The sequence below is a fragment of the Protofrankia sp. CiP1_Cm_nod2 genome (assembly GCF_920664355.1).
Classification (GTDB): domain Bacteria; phylum Actinomycetota; class Actinomycetes; order Frankiales; family Frankiaceae; genus Protofrankia.
Genome location: NZ_CAKKTL010000008.1, coordinates 26,871 through 44,973, shown reverse-complemented (window position 1 = coordinate 44,973; position 18,103 = coordinate 26,871). Strand labels below are relative to the sequence as shown.

Below are 18,103 nucleotides of genomic sequence, written 5' to 3'. Positions count from 1 at the left end.
CCGCTGAGCGGCACCGTCGACGTCGGCAGCGAAAAGTTGCGATTCTGCTATTTGAAGATCGATGTATAAATCCTTACAGTGAGGAAGGACGACCAAGTGACGACTGTACTGGACAGTGGCCCGGCTATTCCGGACGAAATCGCACAAGGAGTTATGCTCGCGGAGTCGCATACCGATGAGAAGGTCTTCTACTCGGCGTACAGGTGGCTTCGTCAGAATAAGCCGGTTGGCCTCGCCAGGCTGGACGGCTTCGATCCTATTTGGCTGGTCACCAAGCATGCCGACATCATGGCGGTCGAAAAGCAGCCCGATCTCTTCACCAGCAGCGTGGAGAATCCCATTCTCAATGATCAGGCGAGCGACGCTTTTATTCGAAGCATTAACAACGGCACCATTCGAGCAATCGACATGGTGGTCTACATGGACCCGCCCGAGCATACCAAGATGAGGAATGTCACGGCACAATGGTTCATGCCGAGGAATCTGCGGACATTTGAAGATCGAATTCGTGGTCTTGCTCGTGAAGCCGTGGATAAACTCATGGCCTCCGACGGCCAGGTCGATATAGTGACAGATTTTGCCCTACGTTTCCCGTTGCATGTCATCATGACTCTTCTCGGCGTGCCAGAAGAGGATGAACCGCGTATGCTGAAGCTCACCCAAGAATTGTTCGGGGGCAACGACCCCGAACGGCAGCGCGAAGAAGTCAAGTTCGCACCAGATGTCGCCGCGCGTATGTGGATGGCAGCCGTCCAGGATTTCTATGCGTATTTCAGTGGTCTTTCCGGGCATCGGCGGTCGCACCCGAAGGACGATCTACTGTCGCTTATCGCCAACGCCAAGGTCGATGGTGAGTACCTTGCCGAGGAGTTGTGCAACGGATACTATCTCGCCATTGCCACGGCCGGTCACGACACAACTTCTTCCACCATTTCGGGCGCACTGCATGCGTTTGCCGAGTTTCCGGACCAGCTTGACAAGGTACGGGCCGACCCGTCATTGATTTCCAGCCTTGTGGACGAGTGTATTCGTTGGGTAGCTCCGGTGAAGCATTTTATGCGCGCTGCCAGCCGGGACACCGAACTGCGCGGTCAGGAAATCAAGAGCGGGGACCGGCTGATGCTGTGCTACCCGTCGGGCAACCGCGACGAGGATGTTTTCGAGAATCCGGATGCGTTTGACATCGCCCGGAAGCCGAACAAGCACATCTCTTTCGGCTATGGCCCGCATATGTGCCTTGGCCAACATGTGGCAAAGATCGAACTGCGGATTCTATTCGAGGAGTTGCTTCCCCGGCTCAAGTCCGTCGAGCTGATAGGTGACCCGAAGCTGGCACAGGCGAACTTTGTGGGTGGGCTGACGAAGCTTCCTGTCCGGTTCACCAAGGCGTAACTTCCCGAGACGTTGTGGGGTTGCGGTGTTGCGGTGGCCATGCCCTGATGCATGGCCACCGCAACACCGCAACTGAGAAGGGACAACTCCCGGCCATGGGAAATGAAAACTCCTCAGGGGCTGTGTTTGGTGATGACCTCCGAAGCCGGGTTGTTATTGTGGGGGCCGGCCATGGTGGTGCTAATGCGGCGTCTTTTCTTCGGCAGAAGAGTTTTGGTGGCGAGGTTGTTTTGATTTGGGAGGACCGCAGCCGAAGCCCGAGATTCCTTGGTTCTGGTCGGATCATTTCAACTTGAAGCTGAAGATGGCTGGTCTTGTCCAGGATGGCGAGGAGGTCATCGCCAGAAATTTCTCGAAGGGCTTTAAGGACGCCTTTTTCATGTTCGGGGCGGAAATGTTGTGGCGGTCGAAACGGTCAATTCTCCTGGTGAATTCATGACAGGTAAGCGGTTCATCGAGAAGAACGCTCGGGTCGATCTTGTCAAGCTTGCTGACAGCTCGATTCCCCTGCGGAGAGTTTTAGTTTGATGATGGAGAAGTAATGCCGAAAATTATTTGTATCAATGACTATGAAGGCTCCCGCTGGGAATTGAATGCTGATTCTGGGTGCACTCTCATGGAAGTCACCGTTAACAACAACGTACCCGGGATCGTGGCTGAATGCGGCGGGAGCTGCTCGTGCGCAACATGCCATGTGTATGTTGACGATCTTTGGCTGGGTAAGCTTGAGGAGGCTACTCAAGAGGAAAAGGATCTGATTGAATTCCTCGATGCTGCTCGCTCGAACTCTCGGTTGTCCTGCCAGATTCTTCTGACCGATGAATTGGATGGTCTGACACTACATATCCCTGAGTCGCAGGAGTAAAAAGGACTGCAAACGTGCGACCTGTGATCTGTTTCAGATCTTTTTCCAGCGTTGGACAGGCGGCGGTGTTTCATGGGTACGAGCTCTGAGGATCGCTGCGTCGCCGGTGTGATGGTCTCGTTTGGCGAAGTTTGTCCTATCGCTGCATGGGTACGTTCAAAAAAGGCTCTTAATATGGGGTGAGGAGGAACGATGACTGAAGTAATCGATTATCATTCACTGTTCATCGGCGGCGACTGGGTCAAGCCAGAGTCGGACAAGACGATCACGGTCGTGTCGGCTAGCACCGAGGAGGTCATCGGCACTGTTCCGGAAGCGTCCGAAAAGGACGTCGACCGCGCGGTCGACGCTGCCAGGGCAGCCTTCGACGATCCGAAGGGATGGTCGACGTGGCCCGTTTCGCAGCGCGCTGAAGCGATGCGGCGCCTCGCCTCGGCCCTCGAAAGCCGGAGTGCGGAGATCGTTCATCGGGTAAGCAGCCAGAACGGGATGCCACTCATAATTGGTCAACAATTGGAGGCGGTATTTCCGGCTGTTCTGCTGAGATACTACGCCGATCTCATCGAGAACGCTTCGTTTGAAGAGAGCCGTCCGGGTCTGTTCGGCGGTAATACCTTGGTACGACGTGAGCCGATCGGTGTCGTCGGTGCGATCGTCCCATGGAATTTTCCGCAGGCGCTTGCGGCCTTCAAATTGGCACCGGCCCTGGCAGCTGGCTGCACCGTGGTTATCAAGCCCTCGCCGGAGACGGTCCTGGACAGTTTTATCTTAGCCGAGGCCATTGCGGAGTCCGGGATTCCACACGGGGTCGTCAATATCGTTCCGGGTGGCCGAGAAATCGGTGCGTTTCTGGTTGCCCACTCAAAGGTAGACAAGATCGCTTTTACCGGATCAACGGCTGCCGGGCGGTCGATCGCAGAAGTTTGTGGACGGCTGCTTCGTCCTGTCACCTTGGAGCTGGGTGGCAAGTCGGCAGCCATCATCCTCGATGACGCGGACCTGGCAGGTAGCCTGGAGAACCTGTTCGGTGCGTGCCTGCTGAACAACGGGCAGGCATGCTACCTGGGTACGCGCGTACTGGCCCCGCGCAGTCGTTATGACGAAATCGTCGACGTCTTTACCGGATTCGTCGGTGCACTCAAAGTTGGCGACCCCCTTGATCCAACGACTCAAGTCGGGCCGCTTGTCAGCGCTCGCCAGCGTGAACGCGTGGAAGGCTACATCGCGAAGGGTAAGAACGACGGCGGACGTGTGACGACGGGTGGCGGACGTCCGAAGGATCGTGACAAGGGCTGGTTCGTCGAGCCGACTGTGTTCGCGGACGTGGACAACAGCACGACGATCGCGCAGGAAGAAATCTTTGGCCCCGTGCTGTCGGTGATTCCCTACGGCGACCTCGACGATGCGATCCGAATCGCTAATGATGTCGACTACGGTCTGGGTGGTTCGGTGTGGACGGCGGATGCCGACCGTGGCCTTGACGTGGCTCGACGAGTCCATACGGGAACGTTCGGGATCAATGCATATCTGCCCGATCCGACCGCGCCATTCGGGGGCATCAAGGCCAGCGGTCTGGGTCGGGAGCTGGGTCCCGAGGGCTTGGCCGCGTATCAGTTGACCAAGTCTGTCTATCTCGACAAGTGATCTTTCTCATGCATATCTGAAAATTCCGAGTAGATTATATTCTCGGTGCCGGCGGCGTCGATCGTCGGCACCGAGAGCCGCCGTTTGACAGAAACCTGGACGGAGCTGCCGTGGGCATCGAGACGGGCGCTGCTCTCGTGGCCGGCCAAATGCCTCGGATATTGTGTTTCAGCGACACCCTTCCGTGCTCTGGTCACGCTCCCACCTATGGCACCCGGCATCTGGCTACTGATCTTCCCTGCCCGGAATCGGCGGGAGAGGCCGACAGCAGGCATGCCGCGACCAGCCTCGCCGAGATCATCTCTGACGGCTGACCGACATGCCGCACAGACGCATCCCAGGCCCACCCTTCGAAGGAATTCCAGAGCCGACCATGAAGACGCTGCGACCGGCGTCTCGCCGCCGGGCCTCGGGATCCGCGTATTTCATCGGGAATCCTGTCCGAAGGAATAGTCGAGACGGTCCCTGATGTGCCGGATGGCCAGTCGTCGGCTCCGGGAGCGAATGCTGATGCTTCATTGGATGGCGGTGATTATCCTGTCGGAGTCTCCGTTGCGGTGCACTTTTATCTTGGTTGTGCGTTGTACCAGTATGAGATCGCCTCGGCACGGTTTGTCATACCAAGTTTGCGAAGAATGTGCTTGACATGCGATTTTACCGTGCCGGCGGAGATGATCAAATGGTCGGAAATCTGACTGTTGGTCTCACCAGCCGCCATCAGCCTGAATACCTCCATTTCACGGCGGGTGAGACCGTAGGCGTCCAGCGCGGTGTGGGCCGTCCAGGATGTGTTCACCGCCCGTCGCACAGACGGAGATAAACCGTCACTTGTGATAGCGATTTCATCACTGAATCCTTCAACGGCGGCATCGATGCTCTCGGATAGTTTTGCGACCTCAGCCTGGATGGCTACGGAGCGCGCGAGCAGGATCGCACGTTCCAACACATAGCCGAAACCTTCTGCGAATAAGTTGAGAAGGTTGCGGTCGAACTCGTCCACATCCCCGCGGTGAAAGTACTGGTCACAGTGTAATAATCCAATTAAATTGCCTTCCGGCATGAGTGCCGCCGCAACATATGAACGGGACAGCGAAGGGCCAACAATCGCCCTGTTCGCCTTGGGATTCTGCTGCGCGTCAGTAACGAGGATGCCATGCTTGCGCCGAACGAGCTCGAATTCCGGGAGTGAAGAAACTAGCTGCTGCGGGTGTTCCTGTCCTGACCGGACGATAGCCTGAGCCCACTCGGGGTCGCCGTCGACATAGGCGGACGCCGGTATCCACACCGATTTGTCAACCATGGAGAGCATGGCTCGGTCAAATCCCATCTCGGCCATGACCTTCGGGCATTTGTTGCTTAGCTGGTCGATTTGTCTGATGTCCCGGAACTGAACCAGTGCCTGCTGCACGGTCTGGGTGGCTTCCGTCCGCTGCATGACCTCTATGCGGCGAACGATATTTTCGGCGCCCCGGATCCGGAGCAGCAGCTGGACTAAATCCTCGGCTGATACCACAGCCTCAACCGCCTCCTTGTCCCCGCTCAGTGCCCGACTCACAGCAGTCCAAGCCGTGCTCAGTGCCTGCATCGCCGCATAGAAATCGTGAATGTCTTCCAACGCTGGCGCGGCGTCGGGCGAAAGAAGACGCTTGGCGCTTTCGATTGTCTCAAGTACGTCGGCGAGCTCCTGTTGGGATAATGCCTCGACCAACCGTGAGCGCCACTTGTGGGCGCGCCTCGAGACGACGGTGGCTGCTTCCGTTGCGACCTTCGGACTATTACTTCTCATTGTATTCGCCGAGTTACTGTTGGTCATATGTATAACTCCAATCTATGTCGGGTTGCTGTACCCATCGCTGTACTGAGACGAACCAGCACATGTATTCTCCTCATCGACCCCGACTGTGACCAGTGTTCTGCCCTACTGTGTCACCGGGTGAGTGGCAGAGTGTCGGCGACCGCGAGATCCTGGCTCTGGCACAAGTTTCGCGAGCGACGCTTTGGATCTTCGCTGGTCGAGGAGTGCGCGTTTGCGGAGCAGGTCGGGGTTGGTTCGCCCATATATCTGATGCTTGAGTGTTTTGATGCGATTGGTCCAGCCTTCCACCGGGCCGGAGTTTCAGGAGAGGGTGAGTCCGGCCGTGACCGCGTCCCAGCCGGTGCGCAGGCCGGAGGCGTATCTGCGGAGTTCAGACAGCGGACTGGCTTCAGCCCACTCGGCCCAGCTCTCGAGCGCGGGAGCACGTGATCCGGTCGAGGTCGGCTCCGACCAGATCACGGTACCCGGATCTCGACCAGTACCGCCTGGAACTGAGGAGCATCCATGTGCTGGCCAGCGATGATGACCGGCCCGGCGGCAGCTGCTGACCCTGCTCACAGGTTGGATGCAGCTTGGTTGTGACTCACCGAGAGGCACGCCTCAAACCATGATCTGTCGGCTCGCTCCCCACCTCTGCGCCAGTGTAGATCAACTTACTGGAGGGTGTCCCTGGGTGACGTAACGCTTGCGCGGAACGGGGGAATCGGCAGTTCTCACAAGATTTTGATCTTGTCGTGAGCGAGTTGGTGGGTTTCGTTCTGAAGTGCATTTTGGTTGGACCTTTGGTAAGTTAAGATTGAAGCTGGCTGTGGGGGCATGTCGGCGGGAGCCATGTGGTGGACTTTTCAGCCGGCTGAAGATCAGGAGGGGATTCGTAGGATGTCCGCCGAGCCAGCCGGGAAATGTGACGACTGGTGCCGGATGGCGAAGGGTGAGTTCCCGGTGGAGCTCCACGCCGCCGACGACGACGGCTGGCCTGGCATCGCTGTCCCGAAAAGGACACGGCAGCCACAGCTTCGAGATTGGCGAGACGGTGTTGTTGATCGAGGATGTCGCCAATTTCGGAGACGCGGCGAACGCGCGAGCATCATCCGCCCTATCGATCTTCGATATGTATCTGACGATCCAGGCCCCGGTCGCCGGTACGCAAGCAGTATACCCTGCCCTGCATCGTCAACGATGACCGCGTCTGTTCCGATGTCATCAGACCTGCTCGGATCATCGCCTTCGCGCGTCGCGATGGCGGCCACCGCGTTGTCGACAAGCGTAAGGTCTGGCTTTCCGAATGCCCTGCTATCCAGGAGGGTTCTGCCGCTGAGACGTCGATGGCACCTGCCTGCTGGGGATCAGCTCGGATCGCGTGGCTGACGAAGCCCGACGCGCCACCGTGCTCACAGTCGAGATCAATCAGTCGAACTCGCCGCGCATGTCCACCACCTGGGGTCATGTCTGAGGCGTTGGCGGCGTTCAAGCAGTGCCGAGCGCCGCACTTCACGGAAAGGTAGGAAAAACAATGGTGACGCTGGGAGGTGTCGACCCAGGTTTCGGCCCGCGGGACGACCTGCGGCACTGGCCGGCCCCGGGCGGGAAGATGCGCGACAGTCTCTTCTGGGAATTGATCATGCCTGAGGAGCGGTTGGGCGTGCAGATATACCTGTATCTCACCGACCGGGGCAAAACCGGCTACAACGTTTCCGTCTGGGGGCCGGGCACCGAACCGGTTGCGCTCAAGCTGGCGAGCGGGAGCGTACCGACCGACATGGACTTCGACAACTTCACGTTCCGGGGCCTCTCTGTCAAACAGCCGGAGCTGCGTCGTACCGCCGAGGTCGTGTTCCGCCACGAGGATCTGACCATCGAATACACCTTTGTAGCGATCCACGATGCGTTCAGCTACCGCTCGAACCCCGATGGCCTGCCCGCCTGGTTCGCGGAGAATCGGCTGGAGCAGACCGGTCGTGTCACGGGCTTCATCGATGTCGGCGGACGCCGGATCGAATGGGACCGGATGGGGCACCGTGACCATTCGTGGGGGAACCGCAACTGGGGGATCCCGCACCATTGGAAGTGGTTTGTCGCGTACACCGAATCCGGCCGGGCCGTGAACGGCTGGATCTGGATCGCCAAGGGTGAGTGGGGGTTCGGAGGCTACGTCGTTAAGGATGGCGTGACCGTTCCCGTCTCGCATATCAAGCACAAGGCTCTTTACAACGGTGACATGACCCAGCGTCGGCTCGATGCCGAACTGGTCGACATCACCGGCGAGAGCACCTCTCTCGTGCTCGACAGCTATGGGGTGGTCAAGCTACCCACCAACGACAAGATGGCTACCGAGATCTGGGAGGCGGCTTGCACCGCGACAATCGATGGTGAAGTCGGCGCCGGACAGTTCGAGACCCACTGGCCGACACCCTACCTACAGCACCTAATTGAGAGCAAAGCATGATCTGAGACTGATCGATTACCGACCGCAAGGCGCTGGAGTATCTGAGAGCCCGCAGCCTGTGCGAAAGGCCTTTGGTGACTTGTTCTCCTCTATCGTCCGCCGAATACCCCGACTGGGAAATGGGCGTGAACCCGGTCCGGGCGAGTGCCTGGTTACTGGTATTTAATATGTGGGGTTGAAGCGCCTGGTGACGGCTACCGGTGGGGGTGGCGCGGGAGTTCCGGGTGGCCCCGAAGAGCGCGAGCCGCTGATACCACGCCTGGGCGGGCGGGAGTGCGGCGGTGTTGCGGTCGGCCGGGCCGCTGTCGCGGTGTCGGCTGGATGATCGGGATCTCGCCCGGTTGGAGGCGATGCTGCGGCGGAGCCGGGCCGTGTCTGCCAGGTCGACCCTTACCGCGACCAACCTGCGCCGGCGCGGTGCCGCCGAGCCCGCCGAGCCCGGCGTGCCCGTCGCGCGCCTGTTCGAAGAAATCCGCGTCCCTCGGATACACCGGCAGCCTCAACCTCCTCTACACGTAGTCAACCAGGGCCGCCTGGAGGGTGATCGGATCGCGCCATCCCCCCACCGCCTCACCTGTTGGATCATGACTTGCCCCGGAGACCTGACCGACAAACAGCGTGTGTATCTCGACGCGCTCCTTGCCATCCGCCCCGAGACGACCGCTCTGACCCGGCTCGTGCGGGCCTTCGCCCAGCTCATGGGGCCGCCCGCCGAGGCAACGATCTCGACTCCTGGATGACCGACGTACGCGCGGTCTACCCGCCCGAACTGGCCCCCTTCCTCAACGGCCTCGGCCAGGACCGCAAGGCCGTCCTGGCCGAGCTCGCCTTCCCTAGAGCAAGAAGGCATCAACACCAAGACCAAGCTGTCCGAACGGCAGATGTACGGCAGAGCGAGCTTCCCGCTCCTACGCCCCACATCCTCCTGGCATAACCTCCCGCATCGTCACCACCGAAAGTGCGACAGAGTCATCGCGCAGACGCTCCCTCACCTGGACGTCTGAGCGATGATCTCCTCCCGAAGGACGCTTTTCATCACTTTTCCACTTGCAGTCATCGGTAATGAGCTAACGAATACTATCTCTTTCGGGACCTTATATCCGGCAATTAGCTCGCGACATTGGGCAATAAGTTGTTCTGCCACCAGGACTGCGTTGGGTTCTGGGACTACGACGGCAACCACGCGCTCGCCCCATTTCGCGTCCGGCAGGCCGATCGCCGCGCAGCGCTGGACGCCGCTGATCTGTTGGAGTGCCTGCTCCACTTCGGTTGAATAAACGTTTTCGCCACCGGTTATGATCATGTCTTTGACGCGATCGACGATGTAGAAGAATCCGTCTGCGTCGCGGTAACCGGCGTCTCCGGTGTGATACCAGCCGTCTCGGAAGGCATGGGCTGTGACATCTGGTTGGTTGTGATAGCCGGTGGTCAGTGACGGCGATCGGAGCAAGAACTCGCCGACCTGCCCATCGGGGACCTCGTTCCCGTCAGAGTCGGCGACTTTGAGCTCGACCAGCGGCAACGGGCTGCCACAGGATTCCAGTTTGATTCCACGCCTGTGCTGGTCAGGCCGTAGGAAGGTGACTCCGGCACAGGTCTCGGTAGCACCGTAGAATTGGATGAAATCGCACGTCATCGCCTGGAGAGCGCGTTTGAGCAGCGAGAGGCCAATGGGTGAGCCGGCATAGACAACGACGCGGACTGACGACAGGTCGGCGGTGGCCGCGTCGGGATGATCGAGCATCATCTGGATCACGGTCGGTATGAGCGGCAGGAGCGTAGGTCGATCATGATGAATGAGTGCAAGTAATTTGCCCGGGTCCGGCATAGAGTAGACGGCAACCGTGGCACCATTGTAGAGCGCTTGCAGGGACAGCCCGACGCCCATCGCATGGAACAGTGGCATAACGGTGAGCATGACGTCCTCAGAGGTGTAGCTGAACGACGGTTCCAGGTGCTCGCACAGACGCAGATAGAGATAGCTCTGGTGCGACAGCTGCACACCCTTGGGTTTTCCAGTGGTGCCGGAGGTATACATGAGGATCGCGGTGTGCCAGGGATTGACGTCGACCGCCTGGTCGTCACTGCTGGCCGCGCTCATCAGCTCGTCCAACGCGGAGCAGCCTGGCCGTGTCGAGTCGTAGCCGATGACGCGGCAGCGCAGTCCGCTGGAAGCGACGGCCTTTTCCGCGACGTCGGCATATTCGTGGTCGGCGAAGAAGAGATCCGGCGACGCGTCCTGAAGTATGGCAACCAGTTCGGGTAAGGCGAGCCGCCAGTTCAGCGGAAGCAGTGCCGCGCCGATTTTGTTGACACCGAACAGAATTTCGAAGTAGTGCGTTGAATTCTTGCCCAAGAGGGCCACCCGGGCACCAGGCACGACATCGGCCGCCGCGACGACATTGGCAATCTGGTTCGACCGGATATCGAGCTGGGACCAGGAGACCGGCCCGTCGGTGCCGATGAGAGCGGGAGCGGCCGGTATTGTGCGTGAGTAGTGCCGCGGGATGTCTCCTAGCGTTCTGATCTCAGAGTAGAGCCACATACCTGCTGTCCTTCCGTAATTGAGATCACTACGCGCTTCACTGGCCATGGAAGCGTGGCGTGCGTTTCTCGACGAAGGCCGTGATGCCTTCGCGTGCGTCACTGGTGGCCGCGGCACGGGCCAGCGCCTGGGCCTCGTCCTCGAGCTGGGCTTCAAGGGGATTGGCGAGTGCGCGGGCGAACAGACGCCGGATCTCGCCGTAGGCTCTCGTGGGACCCTGACCGAGATCGACGGTAGCCTTGTACGCCTCTTCGGCTACCGCGTCGTCGTCGAGCACATGATCCACGAGACCGGTGCGCTTCGCCTCGTCGGCGTCGAGCACTTCACCGAGCAGCAGAAATCGTCGTGCGCGCGCGATGCCCATTCGCGACGCTAACCCGGAGGTCGCACCGAGGTCGCAGGTGAAGCCGATCCGGGCGTAGGCGGCTCCGAAGTGTGCGGATCGCGCGCTGTAGACCAGGTCGCAGTTAGCGATGATCGATACGGCACCGCCCATGGCAGTACCCTGCACGCAGGCGACGATGGGCGCGTCCATCCGCAGGAGCCGGGCCAGTCCCATGTGGAGACCGGATGTGCCGTCACGCACCGTCGCGGAAGCGGCGTCGAGGTCGCGGGAGAACATCCCGATGTCACCTCCGATGCTGAAGAACCGGCCGCGCGACCGCAGGAGGACGACCCGGACATCGCGGCGACTGGCCAACTCGTTTCCGAGGTGACCGAACTCGCGACAGAACGCCGCGCTGAATGGATTTCCGTCGTCGGGGCTGTTTAGCACCACGCTGGCCACGCCGCCGTCGACGGTCAGCTCGAGTGTCTCGTAACCCATTTGAATGCTTTCTAAGGTACGGGTAGTTGCCGCGCTACGGCTTGGATTCGGAGCGGGGCCGGGATCGTCACGCCACGGAGATACCGCCGTTGATGCTGATCGCCTGGCCGGTGATGCGCCGCGCGGCGGGACTGGCGAGGAAGAGCGCCATCGCCGCGAGGTCAGAAGATTCAGCCACACCGAGGTGGGCCATGCTGGTGGCCTTGGCGAACATCTTGGCGCTGAATGGTTCACCGTCGATGAGGGCGGCGCCGGGGGTGCCGGCGATGATCGACGGCGTGAGGAGGTTGATGCGCACACCTTCGCGTTTGACCTCGAGGGCAGCGGCCTTGGAGAACATGACGATGGCGGCCATAGCAGCTCCGATCAGGGTCTCGCCGGGCGTGGCGACCTTGGCCGCGTCGGAGGCAACGTTGATGATCGCTCCGGCTCGTCGTTGACGCATGCTCGGTAGGACGGCGTACATCATGTGCAGTGGCGGTAGGACGACTTCGTCGATGCGCGGCCTGATGTTGTGGATGGGGATGTTGTGGAGCAGCCGCGGTGGTTCGCTTGGCCCCGTGGTGTTGACCAGGACGTCGATGTCGCCCAGGTGCGCGCGGGCGTCCGCTTCGGCTTGGAGGGCGTCGGCCGGGTCGGTCGCGTCGACCTGGATGAAGCTGACGTCGGCAGTGGGTGCTCGGTCGCGAATCGTTTGACATGCCGCTTCACCGCGTTTCAGGTTACGGCCCAGCACGACCACGCGGGCTCCGTGTTCTGCGAACTGTGCGCCGGTTTCGAGCCCGACGCCCGTGGTACCGCCGAGAACGGCGACGCCGTAGTCAGAGATCGACTTGCTGCTCATAGGTGTTGGCTGCTCCTGCGCGTGTGGTGGTGAAAGGTCCTCATGGCCTGTCCGCCGCCACTTCGGCGAGAACCGCAGGGCTTGACGAGCGGTGGAAACCGTCGTAGAGCTGGTTGTTGCGGACCGGTTGTAGCTCCCACCAGCCGCGCCGGGCGTTGGGGGCACCGCCGTCGACGCGGATGCAGGAGCCGGTGATGAAGCTTGCTGCCGGCGAGAGGAGGAAGACGATGGCCGCCGAGACTTCCGACTCGGTTCCGAATCGTTGTAGCGGGATGCCAGGGGTGACGTCGTTCTGGATGAACTCGGTATCCTTGGCATCGTAGGTGTCCAAACCACTGGACGCGATTGAGCCCGGGGCGACGGTGTTCACGCGTACACCCGACTCCGCCCATTCAGTGGCGGCGCACTCGGTCAATGTGAACATGCCGCCGCGGGACGCGGCAGAGTGCGAGAAGTGGGGCCAGCCGTGCCAGATATCGGCGATCATGTTGACGATTGTGCCGCCATTGTCAACCATCCAGCGGTTGTAGATCTCGCGCATGACGATGAAACCGCCGGTGAGGTTGGTCCGGACGACCGCGTCGAATCCCTTGGTGGTAATGGTCTTCAGCGGTGCGCGGTACTGCCCGCCGGCGTTGTTGACCAGTCCGTCGATTCGGCCACGGTCAGCCAGGACGGACTCCACCACTTCGATCACGGCGTATTCGTCGCGGATGTCGGCGACGTGAGCGGAGACCGATCCGCCGTCGCTCTCGATCTCCTCCCGGACCCGCCGGAGCTTGTCCTCGGCGCGGCCGACGATGGCAACGTGCGCGCCGAGGTGCGCGAGCTCGTGGGCGGTGCAGCGTCCGATGCCGCTGCCACCTCCGGTGACGACGATGACCTGTCCTTCGAACAAGTCGGGTCGGTATATGGACTCGTACGGCACGTCGGTCTACCCTTCCGCTTCAATGATCGTGTGGTTACTCATCCGCAGCGGTGATGCGGTCGGCATCGCATCTGTCGATAAATTCCTGTTTGCGCTGAACGATCTCCGGGTTGCCCCGTGGTCGAATAGCCGTAGAGGCACTCCAGGCGAAGCTGGTCGGCCAGGGGACACCCCGCTATCGCAGGCCAGCACCGACTCGATGCCGCCGTCGATCACCCATCCGTTGATGGCGTCAATGATCGGCTTCGGAGTGCGAGGCAGTCCGCCGGTGATCAGTCCAGCAAAGCCGGTCCCGAGCGGGCCGCGGCCGAGTTCGGGCCTGGCGTTCAGCCACGGATTCATGTGCGGCTCGAGGTCTGTTCCTGCACAGAAGGTGGTGTCGTCGGCACCGTAAGGATCGCCACGCAGGCATCGGAATCGGTACGGAACTCGACCCATGCCTTGAGGAGCAATTGGTCGGTTTCGTCATCGATCGCGTTATGCACCTCGGGTTGGTTCAGGGTGATGCAGGCGATGCGGTCGTGCTTCTCGTGAAGGACCTTTGCCATCTGATGTGTCTCCCTCGATATCTTCAGGTTGCGTTGCGGCCAGCCTTGTGCCTTGCGATGACGAGCTTCATGATCTGGGCCGTGCCGTCCCCGATCTGCAGCCCGAGCACGTCACGCAGGCGCTGCTCGTAGGGCAACTCGGTGGTGTACGCGGCGTGGCCGTTGATCAGCAGGCAGGTCTGAACGATCTCGAAGGCCAGCTTGGGGCCCCACCACTTGCACATCGCGGCCTCAGCCGTGTGTGGCAACCCCTGATCGTTGAGCCACAGTGTCTTCAGGCACAGCAACCGGCAGGCCTCAAGGTGCGTCTCGGCCTCGGCGAGCGGAAACGATACGCCCTGGTGCGCGGTCAGCGGCCGGCCGAAACTTTGCCGCTCGGACGCCGAGACCCACGTCTCGTCCAATGACTGCCGGGCAACGGCCAGGCACTGCAGACCGATCAGAGCGCGGCTGTAGTCGAAGCCTTGCATCACCTGGACGAATCCTTGGTTCTCCTCGCCCAGCAGGTGGGAGGCGGGTATCTCCACTCGGTCGAAGTGGACGGCTCCGCGACCTGCGCAGCGGCCACCCAGATCCTCGAACTCGCTGGTGGTCACCCCTGGGAGGTCCAGTGGCACGACAAAGGCGCTGACACCACGCGCACCGCTACCGGCTGGCCCGGTCCGTGCCCAGACGACGGCGAAGCCCGCCTGCGTGGCAAAGGTCGTCGAGGTCTTTTCGCCGTCCAGGACGTAGGTATCACCGTGGCGTTGCGCCCGTAGGCGCAATTGCGCGGCATCCGACCCGCCGCCAGGCTCGGTGAGGGCGATGGCCGGGATCGCTTCGCCTACGGTCATGCTCTGTAACCACGGAGCCACGACATCCGCTGCCCCATGGCGCGCGAGGATCGCCCCCGCCAGTGACATGGTGACCATGAGCTGACCGATGTTGTAGTCGGATCGGCACAGTGCTTCGAGGACGAGCCCGGCGGTCACACAGTCGAGCCCCAGACCGCCGTAGGGCTCCGGCAGTTCGACGCAGAAGAATCCCAGGCGACCCATCTCGAGCAGGGTGTCGCGGTCGAAGGAACCTTCCCGCTCTCGTTGCTTGTAGTAAGGGGCCAGCCGTTGCTCACCGAATTGGCGAGCCATCGTGACCAGCGAGTCCTGCTCCGGGGTGACGGAGAAGTTCATCGGTCCAGCTCCGGACACAGCATTGGTTGGAGTCGTCATCGTGTGTGTCACCGCTCACAGCGTGGCTCGTTCCCCACGGTGAATCTCCATACCAGTGGGTGATTTCCATCGCCCAGTAGTATGATTGCGCGAATGATTGAGCCAATACTGGGCGCGAGAGGCCTCGACGGGGAGGTTGCAGGTGGCGCGGCGTGATGATCGCTGGCGGGATGTCGACACCCAGCTGGCGGAACTCCAGGCGTTGCGACGCCAGGCGGCTGTACATCGCTCCTTCGTCGTCGACTCCCTCGGCCCACGCCTCGACGCCCTCGAGCAGGACGTACTGAACCTTTCAGGGCAGTCCGAGCCGCATCCGTCACATGCCCGCCGAATCGTCCTTTTTGCACAGGAACGCCGTGCGATGGAACAGCACGATCTGGTCCTGAGGCAACGCACCGACGCGGCAATCGGCTCCGCCCTGATCCGGTTGCGCGGCATGGCCATGAGTGCGGAGCTGTCCCGGCGAACGCCGGCAGAGCTGCGGGGTGCCTGCGGGTTCACACGAGTCATGATTTCTTCCGTGTCGGGTTCACGCTGGATACCGGACACCGTGCGGATCGATGATCACGCCGACCCCGACGCCGCCGAATTCGACCGCTTTGCACAGGACGGCAACGAGATTCCGCTGTCCCGCCAGATGCTGGAGACCGACATGGTGCGGCATCGCGTTCCGGTCATCGTCCGCGACGCGCGCAACGACCCCCGTACGTTCAAGCCGCTCATTCGGGTCACTCAGAGCGAGTCCTATGTCGCCGCACCGATCATGACCAACCGTCGCGTCATCGGCTTTCTGCATGCCGACCGCATCGGCCAGCCCAGCGAGGTCACCGAGGGTGACCTCGACAGCATCACGTTGTTCGCCTCAGAATTCGGGGTTCTGTTCGAATGCGCGACGTTACGGGAACGTATTGCCGCACAGCGTGCCCAGGTATGCGACGTCCTCGATGATCTCAACGACGAGCTCCGCTCCCTCGCGAACCGCCCCATGAGCCCGGCGGCCATGGACCGAACGTCGTCGCCATGGTCGACCGCGACTCGAGTCGACGATCATCGGCCGTTGCGCGCCGAGCCCCTCACCGACCGGGAACGGCAGGTCCTCGACCTGGTGGCGGCGGGGGCGACCAACCAGTCGATCGCGCGGGAACTGGTGCTCTCCGTGGACACGATCAAGACTCACCTTCGTAGCATCATGCGCAAGCTGCGGGCATCGACGAGAGCCGAAGCGGTGGCCCGCTACCTGCAGCTTCGAGGCCCCGTGGAAGATCGGAAATGACCGGCGGCCAGCCAGGCTCGCGTGGTGTTCGCGAGATCGCGGCGGAGATCGGGCAGCTGGCGAGTCTGGTCGGTGTGCCGGCGGCCGGGCATCAGGCGGGCCCACATGTAAACGACGACAGAGCCGGGATCGATTCCATGATCGGACAGGTGTTGGAAGCGATCATCGCCGATCTTGTCGAAGGCGGCGCTCCCGAACGAACGCAGGTATCAACGCAGATATCCGAGGCGGCGTCTCGAGCGGCCAGCCTGGCAGCCAGGTGGAGCCAGCAATGTGCCAGGTTGAATACCCAGCAGCGTGCGCGGGTCGCAAGTAGCCTGACCCGGCTTCGCTCATGCCGCGATCAGGTGGAGTTGTTTGGCCGGATCTGCCCGGAGGCCGCCCGTGCCTTTGACATCGACCGACTGATGCTCGCCTTCGTCCACGACGGTGAATGGTCGCCATGGGAACGCTACGACGCGCGCCGACGCCGCGATGGAGCCCTGCACCGACTCGATGGCCCAAGCAAGCCGCTCCATGAGTTGCCGGTCGAGTGTCGAGCTGTCGAGTCCCGGGAGTCGGTGTGGATCGGCGAGACAGAGATCGAGTCGGGAGCACTCGGGTACATGCAGGACCCGTTGACCGCCTCGGTGCTCGTCGCACCCCTTGTTGCCGGCGATGACGTGCTGGCCTTACTGTATCTGGCCCTACCTGCGCGCTGGGCCTGGTGTGCTAATGACGTCCGGCCACGGATCGACCAGTTCGTCGCGGCAGTCGGCCGGATGTGCGAACGATCCATTCTCGATCGTCGCCTCAAAATGCAGAGCGCCCGCGTCCAGGAATCCGTCGACGCCGTCCATCGCATCACGGCGGCGCTCGCCACCGACGTCGAACTGGTACGGCTCGTCGGGCGCGACCACGCCGATGCCACCAGTGCGATCGGGCAGCCGCTGGCGGATCTGCGGTCCGAGCTGGACGACAAACTCTCGACACGCGAGCGCGACGTGATGGCCATGCTGCTGACCGGGCAGGACAACGCCAGCATCGGGCGACAGCTCGCGATAGCACCCAACACCGTCAAGTCACACGTCCGCAGTATTCTCCGAAAGGTCGGAGCGGTCAGTCGAGCGGAACTCATCGCGCGCTACTACGGGCTGACGACCGACCGCGCCAAACCGTCGGCCAGATCTCGTTCGTCCACGATGCGCGCTCACAACGTTTAGTGGTGGATTCCTCAAGGCGGGTCTGTTGCGTTCAGCGGAGCCAGGACATGCCAGGCCACTCCGAGCCGCTGATCAGACCGCCAGGGTGAGCTCGGCAAAGAAAACCGACAGCCGTAGGTGCGGGCCAGTAACACAACAGACCCTAGACGACGTCGAAATTCGCCATCATCATGTCCTCGTGTTCCAGGTTGTGACAGTGGAAGACGTACCTGCCGCGGTAGCCGTCGAAGCGCACGAGAATCTCGGCCCGGCCACCGTTGTCGAGGTTGACAGTGTCTTTCCAGCCTCGGTTGAACCGGCCTGGATCTTCTTTCCCGTTCCTGCCAACCACCTGAAAACGAGCGAGGTGGACATGGAAGGGATGCTGGACGTTCTGGGCTCGGATGGTCCATTTTTCGGTCGTTTCCAGCCGTGGTTGGGCGACGCTTGTCCCGGCACTGAACGGTTTGCCGTTCACCGTCCACAGGTCCATGCCGTGCGCTTCCGCACCGCCGCGCGCGAAGACGAACTCGCGTTCGGCGGCGACGTCGTCGGTCGACAGCGCCTCGACGTCGGCGAGCCGG

At 61.4% G+C, this 18,103-nt stretch carries 16 protein-coding genes and 2 pseudogenes; 9 read left to right on the top strand and 9 right to left on the bottom strand.

Annotated elements, in window-relative coordinates; translation table 11 throughout:
- Positions 1-96 precede the first annotated feature (96 nt).
- The 4 genes and pseudogenes from NBW84_RS01870 to NBW84_RS01860 all read left to right on the top strand — a co-directional run bounded on the left by NBW84_RS01870 (position 97) and on the right by NBW84_RS01860 (position 3,901).
- Complete coding sequence (locus NBW84_RS01870) at positions 97-1,392, top strand: cytochrome P450 (protein ID WP_250281099.1); 1,296 nt, start codon at positions 97-99, stop codon at positions 1,390-1,392.
- A 235-nt stretch (positions 1,393-1,627) separates the two neighbouring features.
- Positions 1,628-1,920: pseudogene (locus NBW84_RS24015) on the top strand (oxidoreductase C-terminal domain-containing protein).
- 13 nt (positions 1,921-1,933) lie between these two features.
- Positions 1,934-2,257 (top strand): 2Fe-2S iron-sulfur cluster-binding protein, encoded by a 324-nt coding sequence (locus tag NBW84_RS01865; protein ID WP_250281097.1) that lies wholly within the window; start codon positions 1,934-1,936, stop codon positions 2,255-2,257.
- A gap of 192 nt (positions 2,258-2,449) precedes the next feature.
- The gene (locus NBW84_RS01860; protein ID WP_250281094.1) at positions 2,450-3,901 is read left to right on the top strand and encodes an aldehyde dehydrogenase; all 1,452 of its coding nucleotides are present in this window, start codon (positions 2,450-2,452) and stop codon (positions 3,899-3,901) included.
- A gap of 565 nt (positions 3,902-4,466) precedes the next feature.
- Here NBW84_RS01860 and NBW84_RS01855 read toward each other — a convergent pair.
- Both NBW84_RS01855 and NBW84_RS24010 read right to left on the bottom strand, forming a co-directional pair.
- Entirely contained in the window at positions 4,467-5,714 is a 1,248-nt protein-coding gene (locus NBW84_RS01855) for a LuxR C-terminal-related transcriptional regulator (protein ID WP_250281093.1), read from the bottom strand.
- 201 nt (positions 5,715-5,915) lie between these two features.
- Positions 5,916-6,077: pseudogene (locus tag NBW84_RS24010) on the bottom strand (ISL3 family transposase); the annotation flags it as partial.
- A 571-nt stretch (positions 6,078-6,648) separates the two neighbouring features.
- Here NBW84_RS24010 and NBW84_RS01850 point away from each other — a divergent pair.
- The 3 genes from NBW84_RS01850 (at position 6,649) to NBW84_RS01840 (ending at position 8,903) form a co-directional block, all read left to right on the top strand.
- Positions 6,649-6,900: a hypothetical protein gene (locus tag NBW84_RS01850; RefSeq protein ID WP_250281090.1), complete on the top strand. Its 252-nt coding sequence runs from the start codon at positions 6,649-6,651 to the stop codon at positions 6,898-6,900.
- Positions 6,901-7,230: 330 nt separating this feature from the next.
- Positions 7,231-8,163, top strand: a complete 933-nt coding sequence (locus NBW84_RS01845) for a DUF7064 domain-containing protein (RefSeq protein WP_250281088.1) — start codon at positions 7,231-7,233, stop codon at positions 8,161-8,163.
- Positions 8,164-8,747: 584 nt separating this feature from the next.
- Positions 8,748-8,903 carry a hypothetical protein gene (locus NBW84_RS01840; protein WP_250281086.1) on the top strand — a complete coding sequence of 52 codons (156 nt, stop codon included), beginning with the start codon at positions 8,748-8,750 and terminating at the stop codon, positions 8,901-8,903.
- Between the two features lie 248 nt (positions 8,904-9,151).
- On the opposite strand, the gene NBW84_RS01835 is transcribed toward NBW84_RS01840, so the two are convergent.
- The 6 genes from NBW84_RS01835 to NBW84_RS01810 form a co-directional block, all read right to left on the bottom strand.
- Complete coding sequence (locus NBW84_RS01835) at positions 9,152-10,708, bottom strand: long-chain-fatty-acid--CoA ligase (RefSeq protein WP_250281084.1); 1,557 nt, start codon at positions 10,706-10,708, stop codon at positions 9,152-9,154.
- Positions 10,709-10,745: 37 nt separating this feature from the next.
- The gene (locus NBW84_RS01830) at positions 10,746-11,534 is read right to left on the bottom strand and encodes an enoyl-CoA hydratase-related protein (protein WP_250281082.1); all 789 of its coding nucleotides are present in this window, start codon (positions 11,532-11,534) and stop codon (positions 10,746-10,748) included.
- A gap of 67 nt (positions 11,535-11,601) precedes the next feature.
- Complete coding sequence (locus NBW84_RS01825) at positions 11,602-12,378, bottom strand: SDR family NAD(P)-dependent oxidoreductase (protein ID WP_250281080.1); 777 nt, start codon at positions 12,376-12,378, stop codon at positions 11,602-11,604.
- A gap of 40 nt (positions 12,379-12,418) precedes the next feature.
- Positions 12,419-13,306 (bottom strand): SDR family oxidoreductase, encoded by an 888-nt coding sequence (locus NBW84_RS01820; RefSeq protein WP_250281079.1) that lies wholly within the window; start codon positions 13,304-13,306, stop codon positions 12,419-12,421.
- 338 nt (positions 13,307-13,644) lie between these two features.
- Positions 13,645-13,854 (bottom strand): enoyl-CoA hydratase-related protein, encoded by a 210-nt coding sequence (locus tag NBW84_RS01815; RefSeq protein WP_250281077.1) that lies wholly within the window; start codon positions 13,852-13,854, stop codon positions 13,645-13,647.
- 23 nt (positions 13,855-13,877) lie between these two features.
- Positions 13,878-15,026, bottom strand: a complete 1,149-nt coding sequence (locus tag NBW84_RS01810; RefSeq protein WP_250281074.1) for an acyl-CoA dehydrogenase family protein — start codon at positions 15,024-15,026, stop codon at positions 13,878-13,880.
- A 181-nt stretch (positions 15,027-15,207) separates the two neighbouring features.
- Between NBW84_RS01810 and NBW84_RS01805 the strand changes: the two genes are divergently transcribed.
- Positions 15,208-16,338, top strand: coding sequence for a LuxR C-terminal-related transcriptional regulator (locus tag NBW84_RS01805; RefSeq protein WP_250281073.1), 1,131 nt, complete (start codon positions 15,208-15,210; stop codon positions 16,336-16,338).
- The gene (locus tag NBW84_RS01800; RefSeq protein WP_250281070.1) at positions 16,335-17,540 is read left to right on the top strand and encodes a response regulator transcription factor; all 1,206 of its coding nucleotides are present in this window, start codon (positions 16,335-16,337) and stop codon (positions 17,538-17,540) included. Before NBW84_RS01805 ends, NBW84_RS01800 begins: the two co-directional genes overlap by 4 nt.
- Positions 17,541-17,682: 142 nt before the next feature.
- Here NBW84_RS01800 and NBW84_RS01795 read toward each other — a convergent pair.
- A partial coding sequence (locus NBW84_RS01795) for a multicopper oxidase domain-containing protein (RefSeq protein WP_250281068.1) occupies positions 17,683-18,103 on the bottom strand: 421 nt, incomplete at its 5' end.

Bases quoted from the DNA above. Each gene is read 5' to 3' on its own strand.
- NBW84_RS01855 (WP_250281093.1), bottom strand. From the start codon at position 5,714: ATGACCAACAGTAACTCGGCGAATACAATGAGAAGTAATAGTCCGAAG.
- NBW84_RS01840 (WP_250281086.1), top strand. From the start codon at position 8,748: ATGACTTGCCCCGGAGACCTGACCGACAAACAGCGTGTGTATCTCGAC.
- NBW84_RS01830 (WP_250281082.1), bottom strand. From the start codon at position 11,534: ATGGGTTACGAGACACTCGAGCTGACCGTCGACGGCGGCGTGGCCAGC.
- NBW84_RS01810 (WP_250281074.1), bottom strand. From the start codon at position 15,026: ATGAACTTCTCCGTCACCCCGGAGCAGGACTCGCTGGTCACGATGGCT.
- NBW84_RS01835 (WP_250281084.1), bottom strand. From the start codon at position 10,708: ATGTGGCTCTACTCTGAGATCAGAACGCTAGGAGACATCCCGCGGCAC.
- NBW84_RS01860 (WP_250281094.1), top strand. From the start codon at position 2,450: ATGACTGAAGTAATCGATTATCATTCACTGTTCATCGGCGGCGACTGG.
- NBW84_RS01865 (WP_250281097.1), top strand. From the start codon at position 1,934: ATGCCGAAAATTATTTGTATCAATGACTATGAAGGCTCCCGCTGGGAA.
- NBW84_RS01815 (WP_250281077.1), bottom strand. From the start codon at position 13,854: ATGGCAAAGGTCCTTCACGAGAAGCACGACCGCATCGCCTGCATCACC.
- NBW84_RS01800 (WP_250281070.1), top strand. From the start codon at position 16,335: ATGACCGGCGGCCAGCCAGGCTCGCGTGGTGTTCGCGAGATCGCGGCG.
- NBW84_RS01825 (WP_250281080.1), bottom strand. From the start codon at position 12,378: ATGAGCAGCAAGTCGATCTCTGACTACGGCGTCGCCGTTCTCGGCGGT.
- NBW84_RS01845 (WP_250281088.1), top strand. From the start codon at position 7,231: ATGGTGACGCTGGGAGGTGTCGACCCAGGTTTCGGCCCGCGGGACGAC.